The sequence below is a fragment of the Micromonospora sp. HB375 genome (assembly GCF_017872985.1).
Taxonomy (GTDB): domain Bacteria; phylum Actinomycetota; class Actinomycetes; order Mycobacteriales; family Micromonosporaceae; genus Micromonospora; species Micromonospora chalcea.
The window spans coordinates 5,328,163-5,346,517 of the sequence record NZ_JAGGJO010000001.1 but is presented as its reverse complement, the minus strand read 5'-3'; the positions used below and the strand labels follow the sequence as shown (position 1 = coordinate 5,346,517).

The window sequence follows — 18,355 nt, the reverse complement described above, 5'->3', positions numbered from 1 at the left end:
TTACGCCTACAGCAATCGGCGGCGGAAACGCCACATCACGGCGGCGTTGGCGACCAGCACCACCGCGCAGATCGCCCCGGCCAGCCGTCCGACCAGTACTGTCATCGCCGGTAGCGAGGCCCACAGCACGATCGTCAGCAGCATCATGTACCGGCCCCGGCGTCCCTTTATCCGGCTGTCCAACCGGGCGAAGAACCGAGGGTCGCTCTCCCGCAGACGGCGGGTGATCTGTTCGAACCTGCGCTGATCCTCTTGGCTGAGCATGGCGGTGCCTTCCCCTCACGGCTTCAGCGGTTCGGCGGCATACCCGGATCGGAGGGCGGTCACGCGCCGCCGCTGCTGCTGTTTCGCCGGACCGGACAGGCGGAACGAGGTTCTCAGCGCAGGCTTATCCGTACCTTAAGTTTCGGTGAGGCGGTGAACGCCCCCGGCGGCCTCGCCGGGCTGCGAAACCTCGCGTTCGGGCGGTGCGTGACCGGATCGGCCCTGCTCCGGACGTCGCCGCGCACTCGCCGCCCCGCCGGGTCCTCCGCGGCGGGCCTGAGCACCGTCTTAAGTGCGCTCGCGGGCGCGTCCGGCGTGCCTTGAGCGGCCGGGACGGCCTGGCTACTTTCCCGTAGGCAACTTCTCCGGCAACCGTCGCCGCCCCTGCGCCACCCGACCCCCCGGGTGGCAGGCGTGCCGGCACTCGAAGAAAACGGGATAGGTACATGGCCGACCTGAACGTGCCACCGCGTCGACCCCGGGACGACCGCGGCTGGGACGGATACCAGCACCCCCATCCGGACGGGTACCGCGACCCGCACGCCGCGCCGTACGCCGGTGCTCACCCCGCCGCCGCGCCGGGCCCGCAGTGGGTCGGACCGGACGGCTTCGCCCCCGCCGCCGGTGGCTACCCGCCGCAGGGCGGCTTCCCCCAGCAGGGCGGCTACGCCCAGCCCGCCGGCGGGTACGGCCCGCCGCCCGGCCCGGGACTGCCCACGCTGGACGACGACGGCGACGAGCCGCCGAACCGGGGTCGCCGCCGCGCGCTGGCCACCCTCGGTGGGGCCGCGGTGGTCGCCGGTGGCGCCGCCTTCGCGCTGTCTCCGCAGGTACGCGGACTGTTCACCGGTGACGCAGCGGCCGGTGACGCCACCGGCACCGTCACCACCGACGGCAACGCGGCGCGGCCGAGCGGCCAGCAGCCCAGCACCGTGCGGACCTACACCGAGCAGAACGAGAGCTACATGGGCTCCCGGGCGGGCGAGGCGCTCAAGCGCAACGCGCCCACCGGCGGCCGGCTCTACGGCAGCCCGGCCGCCGCCGCCGAGGCGACCAAGGTGACTGTGAAGACGGTGCTCGCCAAGGATCCGATCCGGCACCTCGCCACCCGCACCACGTTCGGCGCGACCCCGAAGATGCTCGCCGACATCAAGCGGCTCGGCATCGACGACTGGCTGCGCCAGCAGCTCGAACCGGAGAAGATCGCCCCGACGAAGGCCGAGCTGAAGCTGGCCGAGCTGCAGTCACTCAAGCTCAGCCCGACGCAGCTGCGCGACCAGCGCGAGCAGCTCAACGAGAAGGGCGTCGACCCGGCCCGGGAGACGGTGGACGCCACCATCGCCCGGCAGATCTGGTCGGACCGGCAGCTGTTCGAGGTGATGGTCGACTTCTGGAACGACTTCCTGCACGTCGCCGCCGACTTCGACGGCGGGGAGAACTACCGCAACGCGTTCGACCGGGACGTCATCCGCAAGCACGCGCTCGGCAGCTACCCGGAGATGCTCGTCGCCGCGAACAAGCACCCGGCGCTGCTGCTCTACCTGAACCAGGTCGACTCGCGCAAGGACGCGGTCAACGAGAACCTGGCCCGGGAGAACCTGGAGCTGTACTCCGTCGGCGTCGACGGTGGCTACACCGAGAAGGACGTACGCCAGGCCGCGCTGCTGCAGACCGGACGCGGTGTCGCCGACGGCAAGTACAAGTTCTTCGCCGAGCGGCACTACCTCGGCAAGGTGAAGATCCTCGGGTTCAGCCACGCCAACAACTCCGACGATCCGGTGGCCGCCGACAAGGTCATCGACTCGTACATCCGTTACATCGCGACGCACCCGTCGACCGCCCGGTACGTGGCGCAGAACCTCGCCACCCGGTTCGTCTCCGACACCCCGCCGAAGTCCGTGGTGGACCGGCTCGCCAAGGCGTACACCACGAACAAGGGGCAGATCCGCCCGGTGCTGGCGACGCTGTTCAGCTCCTCGGAGTTCTGGGCCGCGGTCGGCCAGAAGGTACGCCGCCCGATGGAGTACCTGGTCGCCACGTACCGGGCGCTCGGCGTCTCGCCGGACGCGGCCCCCGGCTACTCCGGCGACAATCGGCGGACCCCGTTCGCGCAGGGCCTGCGGCAGATCCAGGACAAGATGCGCGAACTCGGCCAGTACCCGATGGGCAAGCCCACCCCGGACGGCTACGCCGACGTCTACCTGGCCTGGACCTCGGCCGGCACGATGATCGACGGCTGGAACGAGGCGGGCGACCTGATCGCCGGCTACCGCAAGCAGTTCACGTTCGCCAAGCCGGAGAAGCTGGTGGCGAAGCCGCCGACCACCGCCGGGGCGTACGTGGACGCGCTGGCCCAGCGGCTGGTGCACCAGAAGCTCAGCGCCAAGGAGAAGAAGCTCGTGCTCGCCGTGGCCGGGGTCGCCGAGAGCGCCAAGGTCGACGCCACCTTCAACGGGGCCATCGCCGCTGTCGCGCGGACGATCCTCGCGTCCCCCCAGCACCACCTCCGGTGAGGCATTCGATGGAGATGACCGTGAACCCGTACCCCCTGCACCCCGAATGCCCCGACCTGCGGCGGCTGGCCGACAACCCGGCCGAGGCGCTGCTGCGCGCGGAGGCGGACATCGTCGCGGCCGAGAGCGCGGCCGAGGCCGACCGGTACCGCCGGCTGGAGGAGATCGAGGAGGCGCAGCAGGACGGCCGGGGCGTCACCCGCCGTACCTTCGTCGCGGGCGCCGCGGCCACCGCGACCGCGCTGGCGACGGCCCAGTTCGTCACCACGTCGGCGTCGTTCGCCGCGACCAAGACCGGCACGCTGATCCACGTCTTCCTCTACGGCGGGCTGGACGGGCTGAGCCTGGTCGCCCCGGCGAGCGACCCGGTGCTCACCAAGGCCCGCCCGGACCTGCTGCTCGGCGAGGACTCGCTGGCGCTGGCCCGCGGCTTCAAGCTGACCAGCGCGTTCGCGCCGCTGGAGAAGTGGCTCAAGGCCGGTCAGCTCGGCTTCGTGCCGGCCGCGTCCGACCCGCGGCTGTCCCGCAGCCACTTCCAGGCCGCCGACGCCTGCAACCTGGGCGGCCTGCCCGGCGAGACCGGCGGCCGGGGCTGGCTGGACAGCCTGGTCGACGCGCTCGGCAAGGGCACCGCGTTCCGCAGCGTCGGCATCGGCAGCACGCTGCCGCGCTCGCTCGTCGGCGTGAACGGCGCGATCTCCCTCAACAGCGTCGGCGACCTGCGGCTCAACGGCGACGACAAGTTCCGGGCGGCCACCGAGAAGGCGATCCGCGGCCTGTTCACCGGCATCAACCACCCGGTGGAGGAAGCGGTCATCGAGGGCATGGGCGCGCTCGCCACCGCCCAGAAGCTGGCTGCCAAGCCGTACGCCGCCGCCGAGGGCGTCGAGTACCGGGGCGTCGGCAACTCGTTCAAGCAGCTCGCCCAGCTCATCAAGGGCGGCGCGAACGTGCGGGTGGCCACCGTCGGCATGGGCGGTTACGACACCCACGAGAACCAGGGCACCCGCGAGGGCGGCCAGCTCTGGCGGCGGCTCAACGAGCTGGCCGCCGCGATGGCCGCGTTCTTCACCGACCTGGGCGACCAGGCGGCGGACGTGACGATCATGGTGTCCAGCGAGTTCGGCCGCCGGGTCGCCTCGAACGGCGGCGGCACCGACCACGGCCACGGCGGTGTGGTCACCGTGCTGTCCGGCCGCAAACTGGCCAGCTCGCTGCTCGGCACCTGGAACGGGCTGGACAAGTTGGACAGCGGCGACGTGCCGGAGTACAACAACATGTTCAACGTCTACGGATCGGTCGCGCAGGGCCGCTTCGGCCTGACAAACGCCGAGGTGGACAAGATCTTCCCCCGGCAGAAGTTCACCCCGGTCAAGATCTACGCGTGACGTACCAGGAAACCCGCGCCGCCGGCCGTCGTACCGGGCACTCCGCCCCGTACGGCGGCCGTCCGGCTGCTCCCGTACCCCCGGCTCGTCCGCGCCGCGGACCCGGCGCCCGGCGGGCGCTCGCCGCGCTCTTCTGGCTCGGTCTGGTCGCCGCGGTGGTGCCGTGGTGGCTGGACACCCCGGCCGGGTCGCTCACCGACACCGCCGACCTGCTCACCGCGGGCGGCCGGATCACCGGCCTGATCGCCGGCTACCTGCTGCTGGTCCAGGTGCTGATGATGAGCCGGCTCGGCGTGCTGGAACGCGCGCTCGGCGGCGAGCGGATCTCCCGGCTGCACCGGGACCTCGGCGCGACGCTGCTGGTGGCGGTGCTCACGCACATGTCGCTGCTGGTGGTCGGCTACTCCCGGCAGGAGCGCAACTCGGTGCTCGCCGAGGTCGGCGTGCTGCTGACCGACTACGAGGACATGATCACCGCGTTCGCCGCGGCCGGCGTGCTGGTCACCGTCGCGGTCACCGCGGTACGCGCGGTGCGCCGCCGCCTGCCGTACGAGCTGTGGCACCTGCTGCACGCGGCCAGCTACCTCACGCTGCTGCTCGGCTACGCGCACCAGTTCAGCAACGGCGCGCAGCTGCACCAGCCGGGCCTGGTGCGTACCGGCTGGATCGCCGGATACGTGCTGGTGGTGGCCGCGCTGGTGTGGGGCCGGGTGCTCGCGCCGCTGGCGTTCAACCTGCGGCACCGGCTGCGCGTCGCCGACGTCGTGGCGGAGAGCCAGGACACCGTGTCGGTATACCTGACCGGGCAGCGGCTCAACCAGATCGACCTGCTCGGCGGGCAGTTCTTCCGCTGGCGGTTCCTCAACCCCGGCTGCTGGTGGCAGTCGCACCCGTTCTCCGTCTCCGCCGCCGGCAACGACAGGTGGCTGCGGATCACAGTGAAGGTCGTCGGCGGGTACACCGCCGAGCTGCGCGACCTGACGCCGGGCACCCGGGTCTGGGCGCAGGGCCCCTCCGGCACGTTCACGGCCGCGCACCGCACCCGGGAGCGGACGCTGCTCATCGCCGGCGGCAGCGGTATCGCCCCGCTGCGGGCCATGCTGGAGGAGCTGCCGCCCGGCGCGGCGCTGATCTACCGCGCGAGCACCCCGGCCGACGTGCTGCTGCACCAGGAGCTGGACTGGCTCGCGCAGGCCCGGCAGACCTCCGTCTGGTACGTCGTCGGCCGCCGTGACGACCCCGGCCCCCGCCAGGTGATGAACCCGGAGGGGCTGCGCCGCCTGGTGCCCGACCTGACCCGGCGCGACGTCTACCTGTGCGGCCCGGGCGGCCTGGTCGACGAGGCGGTCGCCGCGCTGCGCGCGGCCGGCGTGCCCCGCCGCCAGATCCACCTGACCGCGTTCGAGCTGTAGGAAAGGCACCACAATGCGTCGCGCGCTCCTCGCGATCACCGGACTGGCCGCCGGCACCACCGCGCTCGTGGTGCTCAAGGGCGCGCCGGGCAGTGGGCAGACCCTGCCGGACGCGCCGGTGGCGCTGGCTCCGGTCGCCCCGGGCGGCTCGGCCGCGCCCGAGCCGCCGTCGCCCACCGCCGCCGCGTCCGGCAGCGCCACGCCGTCGTCGCGCGCCTCGGCGAAGCCCACCCCGAAGGCGTCCGCCGACCGTAGCCCGGCCAGCCGGGGCGGCACCCGTACCAGCACCGCACCCGCCGCGCCGCGGACCACCACCAGCGCGCCGAAGGTCACCACCCGCACGGTGACCGGGCCGTCGGTCACCTACGAGTACGGCTCACTGCAGGTGCGGATCACGCTCAGCGGCAGCCGGATCGTCGACGCCACGGCGATCGGACTGCCGCTGGGCGGGCAGTCCGGGCAGCGCAGCGACGACGTGCAGGCCCGCTACAGCGGCACGTCCGGTGAGGTGGTGGCCCGGCAGAGCGCCAACCTGAGCACCGTCTCCGGGGCCACGTACACCAGCACCGCGTACAAGCAGTCGTTGCAGGCCGCGCTGGACAAGGCGTGACGGTTCGTTCCGGCCTGCGCCGGGTCGAGCACGTCATGGGTACGGCGATCAGCCTTGACCTGGCCGACGACCTGCCCCCGGGGACCCTGCACGAGCTGGCCGAGGACACGTTCGGCTGGCTGCGCGAGGTGGACGCGCGGTTCAGCACGTACCGGGACGACAGCGAGGTGTGCCGGATCGACCGGGGCGAGTTGCGGCCCGCCGACGCCTCCGCCGACCTGCGCGCCGTGCTGGCGGCCTGCGCCGACCTGTGGACCGCCACCGACGGGTTCTTCGACGTGTACGCGACCGGGCGGCTCGACCCGTCCGGCTACGTCAAGGGCTGGGCGGCGCAGGTCGCCTCGGACCGGCTGGTGGCCGCGGGCTCGCCGAACCACTGCGTGAACGCGGGCGGCGACGTGCGGGTACGCGGCCACGACGCGGCCGGACAGCCGTGGCGGATCGGTGTGCGGCATCCCTTCGACGCGGCAGCGACCTGTCTGGTGCTGACCGGCACCGACCTGGCGGTCGCCACCTCCGGCGTGTACGAGCGCGGGCACCACGTGCTGGACCCGCGCCGGGGCGTACCGGCGAAGGGCTTGCGCTCGGTCACGGTGGCCGGCCCGGACCTGGGCGTGGCCGACGCGTACGCGACAGCCGCGGTGGCCATGGGCCCCCAGGGCCTAGCCTGGCTCGACCGCCTACCGTCCCCCTGGCAGCACGCCGTGGTCACCGAGGACGCCCACCTGCACCACTCCCGCACCCTCCCCACCATCCCCACCCCAGCGCGGTGATCAAGGAGTTTGTGTCCGTTTAGCCCGCGCTGGAGGACACAAACTCCTTGATCAACGGCATCGGCGGGGGTGAGGGGTGAGGGGTGAGGGGGGTCAGCGGAGGGGGCGGTGGAGGATGGCTGGGCGGGAACCCGTCGGGCGGGGGCGGCCGGGGCGGACGCCCAGGGGACGGGTGAAGGCCCACGGGTGCACACGGCGGCGGGGCCGCGCCGGCTCGGTGCCGCCGGTGTGGCGGGCCGCGTCGTCCCTGGACATCCTCAAACCCCCGCTCCGGCGCGCACGCGCCCTCGCCAGGTTCAACGATTCCGGTGCCGGGGAGGTCGCTGTCGGCCACCCGTCCGGGGCGGACGGGTGGGTCAGCGGCCCCGCCGGGGCAACGGGAGGTGGCCGGGGAACAGGTCCGCGCCGAGCGTCACGCCGGCCGCGCGTAACGCGGCGATCAGCGCGTTCTGCACCAGGTACGAGTCGGGCAGTTGCCAGCGGGCCTGCTCCGGGGCGACCGCCCAGCGCACCGTCCCCTCGGGCAGCCGGGTCGGCGGGGCCGGGATCCACGAGCCGGGCCCGTGCCGCACCACGTGGAAGCAGTGCTCCAGCTCCGGGCGCAGCGGGTCGCCGGGGCGGACCAGGAACATCCAGCGGCCGGTCGGGGTGACCAGCGCCGGGCCGCGTACGCCGGGCCCGGCGGGATGGGTGGCGACCGCGTCCAGCACCTGCCGGCCCAGGTGGGCGGCGACCTCGAGGACGTCGAACGCACGGCCGGTGGGCAGCAGGACGCCGTGCGGGCGGCTGCGCCACCAGGTGGCCACCCGGGCCGGGTCGGTGCTGGCGGCGTGCTCCCAGTCCTCCAGGGCGGGGTGGCAGCCCACCGTGGGGCAGCCGGCCCGGCCGCAGACGAAGCGGCTGTTGGCCAGGCAGGCGCCGGGCGTGACCGGCCAGCCGTGCAGCGCGTACCGCACCGCGACGCGGCGCAGGCGGACCCGTTCCAGCGGGGACAGATGAGCGACGCGCGGCCGGACATTCCTCCACATGTCTGACATCCCCTCTCGTCCCGCGAAACCGTCCACATGCCACACGTCGAAAGCCGTCACTGCCGAAACTCACGCTCGTTGTGGTGACTAACGGTCGGTGCAACTTGCACGAAAACTACGAGAACTGGCTGGTCGGTGGACGCACAACCTGTGCGATCGGGGCAAGCCTGAGGGACGTGGGGGGACCGGCCGGCGCCGTGAGGGGGAGGGAGCAGGGATGGACGAACTACCCATAGGCCGGCGGGTGGCGTACTGGCGGAGCCGGCGCAAGATGTCCCAGCAGGTCTTCGCCGACCGGCTCGGCAAGTCCAAGAGCTGGGTGGACAAGGTGGAGCGTGGCGTCCGCCGGCTGGACAAGTTCTCCGTCCTCTACGAGATCGCCGACATCCTCCAGATCGACGTGCAACTGCTGCACGGCAAGGACCCGGAGCGGCGCACCGACGCGCTCAACTGCATCGACCAGGTCGAGGTGGAGGAGATCCGCACCGCCCTGGAGCGGTACGACTCGATGAGCGCCTACTTCGACGCGGCACCCTTCCCGCCGCCGCTGGCCGACATGCGCAAGGCCGTCAACCACGCCTGGCTGACCTACCAGTACGGCCGGTACGGCATGCTCACCCGCGCGCTGCCGAAGCTGCTGCGCGACGCCCAGGCGGCGGACGCCGGGTACGCCGCCGACGAGCAGGTACGCGAGGCCGCCCACCTGCTCGGGCAGGTCTACCAGATCGCCTCCTCGGTGCTGCGCAAGCTCGGCGAGTGCGACCTCGCCTGGCTGGCCGCCGACCGGTCGATGGCGGTGGCCCAGCGCGCAGACGACCCGCTGCTCGCCGGGATCGCCACCACGAGGGTCTGCAACGCGCTGGTCGCGATGGGCCGTCCCCGCCCCGCGCTGGAGCTCAACGTGCGCATCGCCGGCCGGCTCGCGCCCGGTGGCGACAACGACGTCCGGCCCGAACGGCTCTCCGTCTACGGCATGCTGCTGCTGCAGGGCGCGATGGCGGCCGCCCGGATCGGCGACTCGGCGACGGTGGACGACCTGCTCGCCGGCGCCGACGAGGCGGCCAAGCTGCTCGGCGGCGACCACAACCACTACTGGACCTCCTTCGGCCCGACCAACCTGGAGCTGCACCGCGCCGCCGCGGCCGTCGAGCTGGGTGACGGCGGCCGGGCGGTGGAGACGCACCTGCGGCTGTCCGAGCCCGCGTTCAACGCGCTGCTGCCGGAGCGGCGCGCGCACCACCTGCTCGACCTGGCCCGGGGCTACTCGCAGATCGGCGACGTGGCGAGCGCGGGGGACATGTTGCTGCGCGGCGACCGGCTCGCGCCGTCCGAGATCCGGTGCCGGCCGATAGCGCACGAATTGATGTCCGAGATTCTCCGTCGCACACGTGGTGCGCCGCCTCCGCCGATCGCGGAGTTGGCTGAGCACATGGGAGTCGGAGTATGAGCGGTCCGGAGACCGCGAGCGAGCACCGGCGGGTGCTCTACGTCATCGCCTGCGGTTCGCCGCTGGCCCGTCACGTCGGCCGGCTGGTCGACCTCGCCCAGCGGGAGGAGTGGACGGTCTGCGTGGTCACCACGCCCGACGGCGCGAAGTTCGTCGACCGGGCGGCCCTGGCCCGGCAGACCGGCCACCCGGTCCGTACGCACTACAAGAACCCGGGTGACCTGGACGTGCTGCCACCGGCGGACGCCATGCTGGTGTGCCCGGCGACGGTCAACACGATCAACAAGTGGGCGGTCGGCATCACCGACACCCTCGCGCTCGGCCTGCTGGTCGAGGCGCAGGGGATGGGGGTGCCGATCGCTGCCGTCCCGTACACGAACGAGGCGATGGCCGGGCACCCGGCGTTCCGGGCCAGCCTCGACCGGCTGGCCGGGTGGGGCGTCCGGGTGGTCTTCGGGGACCACGTCGTACGCCTGCATCCGCCCGGCACGGGGGATCGGCGCGCGGACGCCTTCCCCTGGGACGCCGGCCTGGCCGCCCTGCGCGGCGCGGACCGGCAGGTCGCCCCGGTCGGCTGACGGTGTGAGCGTGGCTCCCGGCGCGCCCGGGAGCCACGCCCGGCGGCGGTCGGCGTGTAGCGGCCCGGACGCCGGTAAGCTGGCCGCCCGTGAGCACAACCGTCGCCGACGTGGTGGCCGCCCTGGACCGCCGTTACCCGCCCGCCTGGGCCGAGGAGTGGGACCGGGTCGGCCTGGTGGTGGGTGAGCCCGACCACCCGGTACACCGGATCGCCTGCGTGGTGGACGTGGTCCCGGAGACCGTGGACGAGGCCCTCGAAGCCGGCGCGGACATGATCGTCGCGCATCACCCGCTGCTGCTGCGGGGCGTCTCCTCGGTGGCCGCCACCACGTACAAGGGCCGGATCGTGCACCGGTTGATCAAGGCGGACGTCGCGCTGTACGTGGCGCACACGAACGCCGACGTGGCCGATCCCGGCGTGTCCGACGCGCTCGCCGCCCGGTTCGGGCTGACCGGGCTGCGCCCGTTGCACCCGCCCCGCCCCGGCTCGCCCGCCGCCGGGCCCGGCCGGGGCATCGGCCGCATCGGCGAGCTGCCCGAGCCGATGACGCTCGCCGAGCTGACCCGGCTGGCCGCCGCCGTGCTCCCGGTCACCGCCTGGGGAGTTCGCGCCGCCGGGGATCCCGGGCGTATGGTTCGTACCCTCGCCGTCAGCGGCGGCTCGGGGGACGGCTTCCTCGCCGAGGCGACCGCGGCCGGGGTGGACGCGTTCCTCACCGCGGACCTGCGTCACCACCCGGCCGGGGAACACCTCGCCGCGGGCGGCCCGGCGCTGCTGGACGCCGCCCACTGGGCGACCGAGCGACCCTGGCTGGACGACCTGGCCGCCCACCTGGCCGGCGCGCTGGGCGTCGAGACCGTGGTGTCCGACCTGGACACCGACCCGTGGACCGTGCACGCCGCCGCGCCCCGGCCGGACGACAAGGAGCCCCGACGTGAAGGCTGACCCGAAGGTGCAGCGCCGCCTGCTCGACCTCCAGGCGATCGACACCGCGCTGGCGCAGCTCGCGCACCGCCGCCGCAGCCTGCCGGAACGCGCCGAGCTGGAGGCCCTGGCGCGTGAGCTGTCCGCGCTGGAGGACGAGCGGGTCCGCGCCCAGGTGGCGGTCGACGACCTGGACCGGGACATCGCCCGGATCGAGAAGGACGTCGACCAGGTACGGGCGCGCAAGAGCAAGGACGAGGCCCGGCTGGCCTCGGGCAGCGGCCCGGCCCGCGAGCTGGAGGCCCTCCAGCACGAGCTGGTCTCGCTGAACCGCCGGCAGAGCGATCTGGAGGACGCCGAGCTGGAGCTGATGGAGCAGCGGGAGACCGCGCAGGGCGTGCTCGACGGCATCGAAAGCCGGCTCGCCGAGGCCCGCGAGCGCCGCGCCGCGACCGAGCAGCGCCGCGACGAGGCCCTGGCCGAGATCGCCAAGGAGGAGGAGTTCAAGCGCACCGCCCGCCAGCCGCTCGCCGGTGACCTCCCGGCGGACCTGGTCGGCCTCTACGACAAGATCCGTGAGGACACCGGGCTGGGCGCCGCGCTGCTGACCGGGGGCCGCTGCGGCGGCTGCCGGCTGGACCTGTCCGGCGCCGACCTGGCTCGTATCCGCAAGGCCGACCCGGACGACGTGGTCCGCTGCGAGGACTGCCGGCGGATCATGGTCCGGACCAACGAGTCGGGGCTGTAGCCGCCGTGGCGGTGCGCGCGGTAGTGGTCGAGGCCGACGGCGGCTCCCGGGGCAACCCGGGCCCGGCCGGTTACGGCGCCGTGGTCCGGGACCCGGAGACCGGCGAGGTGCTGGCCGAGCGGTCCGAGTCGATCGGCACCGCCACGAACAACGTGGCCGAGTACCGGGGCCTGATCGCCGGGCTGGAGGCCGCCGCCGAACTGGGCGCGGCCGAGGTCGAGGCGCGGATGGACTCCAAGCTGGTGGTCGAGCAGATGTGCGGCCGCTGGCAGATCAAGCACCCGGGGCTGCGCCCGCTCGCCGCCCAGGCCGCCGGGCTGGTCGGCCGGTTCACCGCCGTACGCTTCACCTGGATCCCCCGGGAGCGCAACCGGCACGCCGACGCGCTCGCCAACGCGGCCATGGACGCCGCCGCGTCCGGCGCCGCGCCGGAAGCGGCGGCCGAGGCGCGGGAGGCGGCGCTCGTCCGGGCCACCGGCACCGACCCGGCCACCACGCCCGCCTCCTGGGAGCCGCGCCCGACCGAGGAGGCCACCCGGCTGATCCTGGTCCGGCACGGCGAGACCGAGCGCACCGTGCGCAAGCACTACTCCGGCCGGGGCGACGTGCCGCTGACCGAGCGGGGCCGGGCCCAGGCCCGGGCCACCGCAGCCCGGGTGGCCGCGCTGGCGCCGTCCGTCGCGGCGGTGGTCAGTTCCCCGCTGTCGAGGTGTACGGCCACCGCCGAGGCGATCGCCGCGCGGGTCGGCAACCCGCCGGTACGCACCGACGACGACCTGATCGAGTGCGACTTCGGCGTCTGGGAGGGGCACACGTTCGCCGAGGTACGCGAGCGCTGGGCGGCGGAACTGGACGCCTGGCTCGCCTCCACCCGGGTCGCCCCGCCGCAGGGCGAGTCGTTCGTGGCGGTCGCCGAGCGGACCGGGCGGGCCGTCGACCGGCTGCGGTCGGCGTACCCGGGGGAGACCGTCGTGGTGGTCTCCCACGTCTCGCCGATCAAGCTGGTGCTGCGCGACGCGCTCGCCGCCGGCGACGCGTTCCTGCACCGGCTCTACCTGGACACGGCGGGCATCTCGGTGCTGGACCTGTACCCGGACGGCGGCGTCGCGGTCCGCTCGGTGAACGACACCTCGCACCTCACGGACGTCTGACGGCCGTTCGGCGCATGCCGGCGGCCGTTTGGCGCATCGACATCACCCGATCGGACGTGACCCCCGTCACAGGGTCGTAGCCTCCGGCCGTCACATGGCCCGCTACGAATGCCCGGAGGGTGTCACATGGCCGCACCGGAATCCGAGGCGCCGGACACGGCGCGATCCAGGGCGAAGGACAAGAGTCCCTGGAACTGGTTGCTCTTCATCCCGATCGTGGTGCCGCTGATCCCGGCGCTGTTCAACGCCGACTCACCCCGGCTGTTCGGGTTCCCGCGCTTCTACTGGCTGCAACTGGCCTGGATCCTGCTGGGCGTCGGCACCACCACGCTGGTCTACCAGATGACCAAGAAGCGGGGTGACCACTGATGTGGCGGGACCACCTCACCGAGATCATCGTCTTCACGCTTCTGTTCCTGCTGGTCAGCGCCATGGGTTTCGTGGCGGCCCGGTGGCGCAGACCGACCGACATGGCCCACCTGGACGAATGGGGGCTGGGCGGGCGCAGCTTCGGCGGCTGGATCACCTGGTTCCTGGTCGGCGGTGACCTCTACACCGCGTACACGTTCGTCGCCGTCCCGGCGCTGATCTTCGGGGCCGGCGCGGCCGGCTTCTTCGCCGTGCCGTACACGATCGTCATCTACCCGCTGGTGTTCCTGGTGCTGTGCCGGCTCTGGTCGGTCTCGCACCGGCACGGCTTCGTCACCCCCGCCGACTTCGTCCGCAACCGGTTCGGTTCGCCGATCCTGGCGCTGCTGGTCGCGATCACCGGCATCGTCGCCACCATGCCGTACATCGCGCTGCAACTGGTCGGCATCGAGGCGGTGCTCAAGACCATGGGCGTGACCGGGGACAGCGCGCTGGCCCGGCACATGCCGATCATCATCGCGTTCGCGATCCTGGCCGCGTACACGTACCAGTCCGGGCTGCGCGCGCCGGCGCTGATCGCGTTTGTCAAGGACTCGCTGATCTACATCGTGATCCTGGTCGCGGTGATCTGGCTGCCGTACAAGCTCGGCGGCTGGGGCGCCATCTTCGACGCCGCCGACGCGAAGTTCCAGGCCTCACCAGCGCCCGGCGACGGCATCCTGCTCAACCAGAACAACCAGATCCAGTACGTGACGCTGGCGTTCGGCTCGGCGCTGGCGCTGTTCCTCTACCCGCACAGCATCACCGGTGTCCTGGCCAGCCGGAACCGCGACGTGATCAAGCGGAACATGTCCGCGCTGCCCGCGTACAGCCTGCTGCTGGGGTTGATCGCGCTGCTCGGCTACATGGCCATCGCGGCGAACGTGAAGCCGCTGCCGGGCGCGAAGGAGGGCACCACCGACGGCAACACCGTCGTGCCGCTGCTGTTCGACCAGCAGTTCCCGGACTGGTTCGCCGGCGTGGCGTACGCCGCCATCGGCATCGGCGCGCTGGTCCCGGCGGCGATCATGTCGATCGCGGCGGCGAACCTGTTCACCCGCAACATCTACAAGGAGTACCTGAAGCGCGACGCCACCCCGGCGCAGGAGGCGAACGTCTCGAAGATCACCTCGCTGGTGGTGAAGGTCGGCGCGGTGGCCTGCATCGTCTTCCTCGACCCGCAGTTCTCCATCGACCTGCAGCTCATCGGCGGCGTGATCATCCTCCAGACGCTGCCGGCGGTGGCGCTGGGCCTCTACACCCGCTGGTTCCACAGGGGCGCGCTGATCGCCGGCTGGGCCGCCGGCATGGGCCTGGGCATGTGGATGCTCTACCAGATCGGCAACCCGGCGACCGGCAAGAAGCACTTCGCCGGGTCGGCGTTCCCGCTGGAGAAGTTCGGCTTCGACACGCCGAAGACCATCTACGTGGGCATCGTCGCGGTGCTGGTGAACCTGGTGGTGGCCGCGCTGCTCACGCTGGTGCTGCGCGCCGCGAAGGTGGCCGACGGCCCCGACCACACCACGCCGGACGACTACTTTGCCGACGAGGATGACCCGCGCGTGACGCCCTCCGCCGACGCCGCCCGCGAGCCCGTGGCATGAAAGGAAGGGCCCCTTATTAACGCCTCGTGCATTGAAAGGGGCCCTTCCTAACACCCTCAGCGGCGGCGGGTGCGCGCGTCGAGCGCCTCGTTGAGGCGGTGCAACATGTCCGCGAGCGTCTCCCGGTCCGCCTCGGGCCAGGCGGCGAGGATGTCGCCGTACAGCCGGGTGCGGGCCGCCCGGACGGCGGCCATCCGCTGGAGCCCGGCCGCTGTCGCGGAGATCACCGTGCCGCGCCCGTCGGCCGGGTCGGGGGTACGCGAGATCAGGCCGTCGCGCTGGAGCGCGGAGACCTGCCGGGTGACTGTGGAGCCGTCCAGGCTCAGCCGTGCGGCGAGCGCCGAGACGTTCTGCGGGCCGGCCGCGTCCAGGTGGCGCAGGATCACGTACGCGGCGCGGTCGAGCAGCCGGTGCTCCATCGTGCCCGTGCCCCGGCGGGTGGCCTCGCCGAGCCGCATCAGCAACGCGACCTCGGTTTCGATCCGGCCGAGGGTGACTTCGGTGCCGTGGACGTCCTCACTCATAGCTGTATGATACAAGAAAATTACCTGTACGATACAGCTATCTGGGAGGTTGCGGAATGGATCGCCGATCCGAGCCCAACCGCAGTGCCATCTACGCCACCACGCTCGTGGCGTTCCTCGCCATCGCCGGCATCGCCGTCGTCGACCCGATCCTGCCCGCCATCGGCGAGGCGATCGGCGTCACCGCCTGGCAGGTCGAGCTGCTCTTCACCGCGTACATCGCGGTCATGGCCGTCGGCATGATCCCGGCGACGCTGGCCAGCGGGCGGTTCGGTTTCAAGCCGGTGCTCGTCACCGGCGTCTCCGTCGTCGGCCTCGCCGCGATCCTCGCCTCGTTCAGCAGCGACATCGTGCAGCTCTCAGTGCTGCGCGGCGTCTGGGGCCTGGGCAATGCGATGTTCTTCGCCACCGCCATGGTGGTGCTGGTCAACCTCGCCAACGACAGGGAATGGGTGGTCGGCCTGTTCGAGACCGCCCTCGGGCTCGGCTTCGCCGTCGGCCCGCTCATCGGCGGCCTGCTCGGCGAGGTGAGCTGGCGGCTGCCGTTCTTCGTCTGCGGCGTGTTCATGGTGCTGGCGCTCGGCGTCGCCGCCCGCAAGCTGCGCGAACCGGCGAACAAGCAACCACCGGTACGCGTCGGCCAGATCTTCGCCACCTACCGCAAACCCGCGTTCGTGACGCTGTGCGTGGTCACCGCCGCGTACAACTTCGTCTTCTTCGTCGTACTCGGCTACACGCCGCTGTTCCTGCGCCTCGACGTCATCCCGCTCGGCCTGGCGTTCACCGGCTGGGGCCTCGGCCTCGCCGCCGGCATCCTGCTGATCGGGCACCGGCTGGCCCACCGCATCGGCGCGGTGCAGACCGTCGGCGTCGCCCTGCTCGGCCTGCTGGCCTGCATGGTCGCGTTCGCCACCTCCACCGGCACCGCCATGTCGCTCGTCGTACTCGTCGTCGCCGGCCTGTTCATGGGCCTCGCCAACGCCAACCTGACCGACCTGGCACTCGGGCTCGGCTCCGCCGACCGGCGCGTCGCCACCGGCGCGTTCAACCTGGTGCGCTGGGGCGCCGCCGCACCCGCGCCGATCATCTCCGGCAAGCTGGCCGAACACGGCCTCGCGCTGCCGTTCTGGGTCGGCTTCGCGGTGCTCGCCGCCGGCGTGCTGGTCTACCTCGCGTTCGGTCACCTGATGGCGGCCGGCTACGGCGAACGGGTCATCTGGAACCGGGCCGCCCGCCGTGCCGAGCACGCCCCGGAGGAGCCGGTGGGGGAGGCGTACTGACGCTCCGGTCTTGCCCCGGGCGGCGTCAGGTCAGCGCGCGCCACAGCAGGTAGCACCCGATGGCCGTGCCGAACACCACGATCACCGTCTTCAACACCACCTGCGGAAGCCGGCGGGCCAGCCGCGCGCCCGCGTACCCGCCGAACAGCGTGGCCGGCGCGACCACCGCGACCGCCGCCCAGTTCACCGGGCCGAACAGGGCGAACACGATGAGCGTGGTCAACCCCACCACGGCCGAGAGCAGGTTCTTCACCGCCGACACCCGGGCCAGCGTCGCGTCCAGCACCAGCGCCAACCCGGCCACCAGCATCACCCCGAGGGCCGCGCCGAAGTAGCCTCCGTACACAGTGCCGAGCGCGACCATGGTCTGCACCGTGACGGTACGGCGGCGCGCGCCCAGCCGTTCCGGATGGCCGACCAGCCGGCGCAGCGGACCCTGGAACGCGAGTACGGCGGTAGCGCCGAGCACCAGGAACGGCACCACCAGCTCGAACGCCCGAGCCGGGGTGGCCAGCAGCAGCGCGCACCCGGCGATCGTGCCGAGCACGGCGGTAGGCAGCAGTGACCACAGCTCCCGCCCGCGCGGCAGGTCCATCCGGCTGCCCGCCACGCTCGCCACGTATCCGGGAAAGACCGACACCGAGTTGGAGACGTTCGCCGCCACCGGCGGCAGACCGGTGGCGATCATCGTCGGGAACGTGATCAGCGAGCCACCTCCGGCCACCGCGTTGACTGTGCCCGCGGCGAGACCGGCGGCGAGCAGGAGCGCGGCGTGGGAGAGATCCATGGTCCCCCGAGGCTAGTCGGTCGGGCGGGCGAACGCGTATCGCGCCGGTTCGGGGAGGTGGCTGTATCGAGAGCCGGTTGATGCCGCCGCCTCCCCGAGGTGGTGGGCGGGAAATGGGCGCGGCGGGTGCGTCGTTAGGATGAGGGCGCGACGGACGAGTCGACCGGGCGGTCGCGTCGACGGGCTCCGGCCCGTCGCCGAGGAACGTCCGGACTCCACAGGGCAGGGTGGTTGCTAACGGCAACCCGGGGTGACCCGCGGGACAGTGCCACAGAAAACAGACCGCCGGCCCGTAACGGGACGGTAAGGGTGAAACGGTGGGGTAAGAGCCCACCAGCACCCCGGGTGACCGGGGTGGCTCGGTAAACCCCACCCGGAGCAAGGCCAAGAAAGGGCCGTCACCGCAAGATGACGACCCGCGCAGACGCTTGAGGGCTGCCCGCCCGATGTCTGCGGGTAGGCCGCTGGAGCCTGCCGGCAACGGCAGGCCGAGATGGATGGCCGCCGCCGGTGCGCCTACGGGCGTACCGGGCACAGAATCCGGCGTACAGGTCGACTCGTCCGTCGCCCACCAGCTCAGAGACCTGATCAAGGCTCTGAGCTGGTTCTATGTCCGGGTGTCGATGGTCGTCGTTGGTCAACCTTGGCCGGCGTTTGACGCCCTGACGACGCCCTGACGCCCTGGAGACGCCCTGAGTGCGGGCTGAATATGGCTTGCCTCGGGCCGGGCGAGCTGCGCCGTCGTGAGGGCATTTCCGGCGTTGGTGCTCGGAGGGCTCTGGGGCGGGGCCGGCGGCTGCGGGGAAGGGGTCGGGTACGTCCTGGCGGTGGAGGTGGTGCCGCGACCCGGTGACCCGGTGGCAAGCCAGTCCCGGGGTTGGACTGGCGCGGCAGCCGGAAGCCCCGACCACTCG

Annotated in this window: 17 protein-coding genes and 1 other RNA gene; 14 read left to right on the top strand and 4 right to left on the bottom strand. The window is 72.5% G+C overall.

Translation table 11 applies throughout. The features are described from left to right. Positions 1–6: 6 nt before the first annotated feature. Entirely contained in the window at positions 7–264 is a 258-nt protein-coding gene (locus J3R08_RS23425) for a DUF3040 domain-containing protein (protein WP_043329246.1), read from the bottom strand. Between the two features lie 446 nt (positions 265–710). Between J3R08_RS23425 and J3R08_RS23420 the strand changes: the two genes are divergently transcribed. The 5 genes from J3R08_RS23420 to J3R08_RS23400 are packed head-to-tail and all read left to right on the top strand — an operon-like array spanning position 711 to position 6,960. Continuing rightward, a complete protein-coding gene (locus tag J3R08_RS23420) occupies positions 711–2,777 on the top strand; it encodes a DUF1800 domain-containing protein (RefSeq protein ID WP_166456650.1) in 2,067 nt (688 codons plus the stop codon). 14 nt (positions 2,778–2,791) lie between these two features. After that, on the top strand, positions 2,792–4,165 hold the full coding sequence (locus J3R08_RS23415; protein WP_223201459.1) for a DUF1501 domain-containing protein: 1,374 nt from the start codon (positions 2,792–2,794) through the stop codon (positions 4,163–4,165). Beyond that, the gene (locus J3R08_RS23410) at positions 4,162–5,577 is read left to right on the top strand and encodes a ferric reductase-like transmembrane domain-containing protein (RefSeq protein ID WP_064448261.1); all 1,416 of its coding nucleotides are present in this window, start codon (positions 4,162–4,164) and stop codon (positions 5,575–5,577) included. The genes J3R08_RS23415 and J3R08_RS23410 overlap by 4 nt, the downstream gene beginning before the upstream one ends. Before the next feature lie 13 nt (positions 5,578–5,590). Next, a complete protein-coding gene (locus tag J3R08_RS23405) occupies positions 5,591–6,187 on the top strand; it encodes an FMN-binding protein (protein ID WP_209962785.1) in 597 nt (198 codons plus the stop codon). 35 nt (positions 6,188–6,222) lie between these two features. Continuing rightward, positions 6,223–6,960: an FAD:protein FMN transferase gene (locus tag J3R08_RS23400; protein WP_209964387.1), complete on the top strand. Its 738-nt coding sequence runs from the start codon at positions 6,223–6,225 to the stop codon at positions 6,958–6,960. Positions 6,961–7,316: 356 nt separating this feature from the next. On the opposite strand, the gene J3R08_RS23395 is transcribed toward J3R08_RS23400, so the two are convergent. Next, positions 7,317–7,988 carry a bifunctional DNA primase/polymerase gene (locus tag J3R08_RS23395; protein WP_036344045.1) on the bottom strand — a complete coding sequence of 224 codons (672 nt, stop codon included), beginning with the start codon at positions 7,986–7,988 and terminating at the stop codon, positions 7,317–7,319. A gap of 217 nt (positions 7,989–8,205) precedes the next feature. Here J3R08_RS23395 and J3R08_RS23390 point away from each other — a divergent pair, with 217 nt between their 5' ends. The 7 genes from J3R08_RS23390 (at position 8,206) to mctP (ending at position 14,850) form a co-directional block, all read left to right on the top strand. After that, positions 8,206–9,435 (top strand): helix-turn-helix domain-containing protein, encoded by a 1,230-nt coding sequence (locus tag J3R08_RS23390; protein ID WP_064448264.1) that lies wholly within the window; start codon positions 8,206–8,208, stop codon positions 9,433–9,435. Next, a complete protein-coding gene (locus tag J3R08_RS23385; protein ID WP_209962783.1) occupies positions 9,432–10,013 on the top strand; it encodes a flavoprotein in 582 nt (193 codons plus the stop codon). Before J3R08_RS23390 ends, J3R08_RS23385 begins: the two co-directional genes overlap by 4 nt. Positions 10,014–10,123: 110 nt before the next feature. Next, positions 10,124–10,960, top strand: a complete 837-nt coding sequence (locus J3R08_RS23380) for a Nif3-like dinuclear metal center hexameric protein (protein WP_187694104.1) — start codon at positions 10,124–10,126, stop codon at positions 10,958–10,960. Then, positions 10,950–11,687, top strand: coding sequence for a zinc ribbon domain-containing protein (locus tag J3R08_RS23375; RefSeq protein WP_064448265.1), 738 nt, complete (start codon positions 10,950–10,952; stop codon positions 11,685–11,687). The genes J3R08_RS23380 and J3R08_RS23375 overlap by 11 nt, the downstream gene beginning before the upstream one ends. A 5-nt stretch (positions 11,688–11,692) precedes the next feature. Beyond that, positions 11,693–12,838, top strand: coding sequence for a bifunctional RNase H/acid phosphatase (locus tag J3R08_RS23370; RefSeq protein ID WP_209962781.1), 1,146 nt, complete (start codon positions 11,693–11,695; stop codon positions 12,836–12,838). A gap of 126 nt (positions 12,839–12,964) precedes the next feature. Further along, entirely contained in the window at positions 12,965–13,207 is a 243-nt protein-coding gene (locus J3R08_RS23365) for a DUF3311 domain-containing protein (RefSeq protein WP_030504212.1), read from the top strand. Beyond that, positions 13,207–14,850, top strand: a complete 1,644-nt coding sequence (gene mctP / locus J3R08_RS23360) for a monocarboxylate uptake permease MctP (protein ID WP_209962780.1) — start codon at positions 13,207–13,209, stop codon at positions 14,848–14,850. Before J3R08_RS23365 ends, mctP begins: the two co-directional genes overlap by 1 nt. A 56-nt stretch (positions 14,851–14,906) precedes the next feature. Here the strand turns inward: mctP and J3R08_RS23355 are convergent, their stop codons facing one another. After that, complete coding sequence (locus tag J3R08_RS23355) at positions 14,907–15,374, bottom strand: MarR family winged helix-turn-helix transcriptional regulator (protein WP_064448268.1); 468 nt, start codon at positions 15,372–15,374, stop codon at positions 14,907–14,909. Between the two features lie 56 nt (positions 15,375–15,430). On the opposite strand from J3R08_RS23355, the gene J3R08_RS23350 reads away from it, so the two are divergent. Then, positions 15,431–16,654 (top strand): MFS transporter, encoded by a 1,224-nt coding sequence (locus J3R08_RS23350; RefSeq protein ID WP_209962778.1) that lies wholly within the window; start codon positions 15,431–15,433, stop codon positions 16,652–16,654. 25 nt (positions 16,655–16,679) lie between these two features. Here the strand turns inward: J3R08_RS23350 and J3R08_RS23345 are convergent, their stop codons facing one another. After that, positions 16,680–17,441: a sulfite exporter TauE/SafE family protein gene (locus J3R08_RS23345; RefSeq protein ID WP_209962777.1), complete on the bottom strand. Its 762-nt coding sequence runs from the start codon at positions 17,439–17,441 to the stop codon at positions 16,680–16,682. A gap of 155 nt (positions 17,442–17,596) precedes the next feature. Between J3R08_RS23345 and rnpB the strand changes: the two genes are divergently transcribed. Then, positions 17,597–18,005: RNase P RNA component class A (rnpB, locus tag J3R08_RS23340), an RNA gene on the top strand. Positions 18,006–18,355 lie beyond the last annotated feature (350 nt).

What these genes read in the sequence shown, in the direction of transcription:
- J3R08_RS23415 (WP_223201459.1), top strand. Translation starts at nt 2,792, where the DNA reads ATGACCGTGAACCCGTACCCCCTGCACCCCGAATGCCCCGACCTGCGG.
- J3R08_RS23350 (WP_209962778.1), top strand. Translation starts at nt 15,431, where the DNA reads ATGGATCGCCGATCCGAGCCCAACCGCAGTGCCATCTACGCCACCACG.
- mctP (WP_209962780.1), top strand. Translation starts at nt 13,207, where the DNA reads ATGTGGCGGGACCACCTCACCGAGATCATCGTCTTCACGCTTCTGTTC.
- J3R08_RS23400 (WP_209964387.1), top strand. Translation starts at nt 6,223, where the DNA reads ATGGGTACGGCGATCAGCCTTGACCTGGCCGACGACCTGCCCCCGGGG.
- J3R08_RS23395 (WP_036344045.1), bottom strand. Translation starts at nt 7,988, where the DNA reads ATGTGGAGGAATGTCCGGCCGCGCGTCGCTCATCTGTCCCCGCTGGAA.
- J3R08_RS23425 (WP_043329246.1), bottom strand. Translation starts at nt 264, where the DNA reads ATGCTCAGCCAAGAGGATCAGCGCAGGTTCGAACAGATCACCCGCCGT.
- J3R08_RS23355 (WP_064448268.1), bottom strand. Translation starts at nt 15,374, where the DNA reads ATGAGTGAGGACGTCCACGGCACCGAAGTCACCCTCGGCCGGATCGAA.
- J3R08_RS23345 (WP_209962777.1), bottom strand. Translation starts at nt 17,441, where the DNA reads ATGGATCTCTCCCACGCCGCGCTCCTGCTCGCCGCCGGTCTCGCCGCG.
- J3R08_RS23365 (WP_030504212.1), top strand. Translation starts at nt 12,965, where the DNA reads ATGGCCGCACCGGAATCCGAGGCGCCGGACACGGCGCGATCCAGGGCG.
- J3R08_RS23420 (WP_166456650.1), top strand. Translation starts at nt 711, where the DNA reads ATGGCCGACCTGAACGTGCCACCGCGTCGACCCCGGGACGACCGCGGC.
- J3R08_RS23385 (WP_209962783.1), top strand. Translation starts at nt 9,432, where the DNA reads ATGAGCGGTCCGGAGACCGCGAGCGAGCACCGGCGGGTGCTCTACGTC.
- J3R08_RS23390 (WP_064448264.1), top strand. Translation starts at nt 8,206, where the DNA reads ATGGACGAACTACCCATAGGCCGGCGGGTGGCGTACTGGCGGAGCCGG.
- J3R08_RS23405 (WP_209962785.1), top strand. Translation starts at nt 5,591, where the DNA reads ATGCGTCGCGCGCTCCTCGCGATCACCGGACTGGCCGCCGGCACCACC.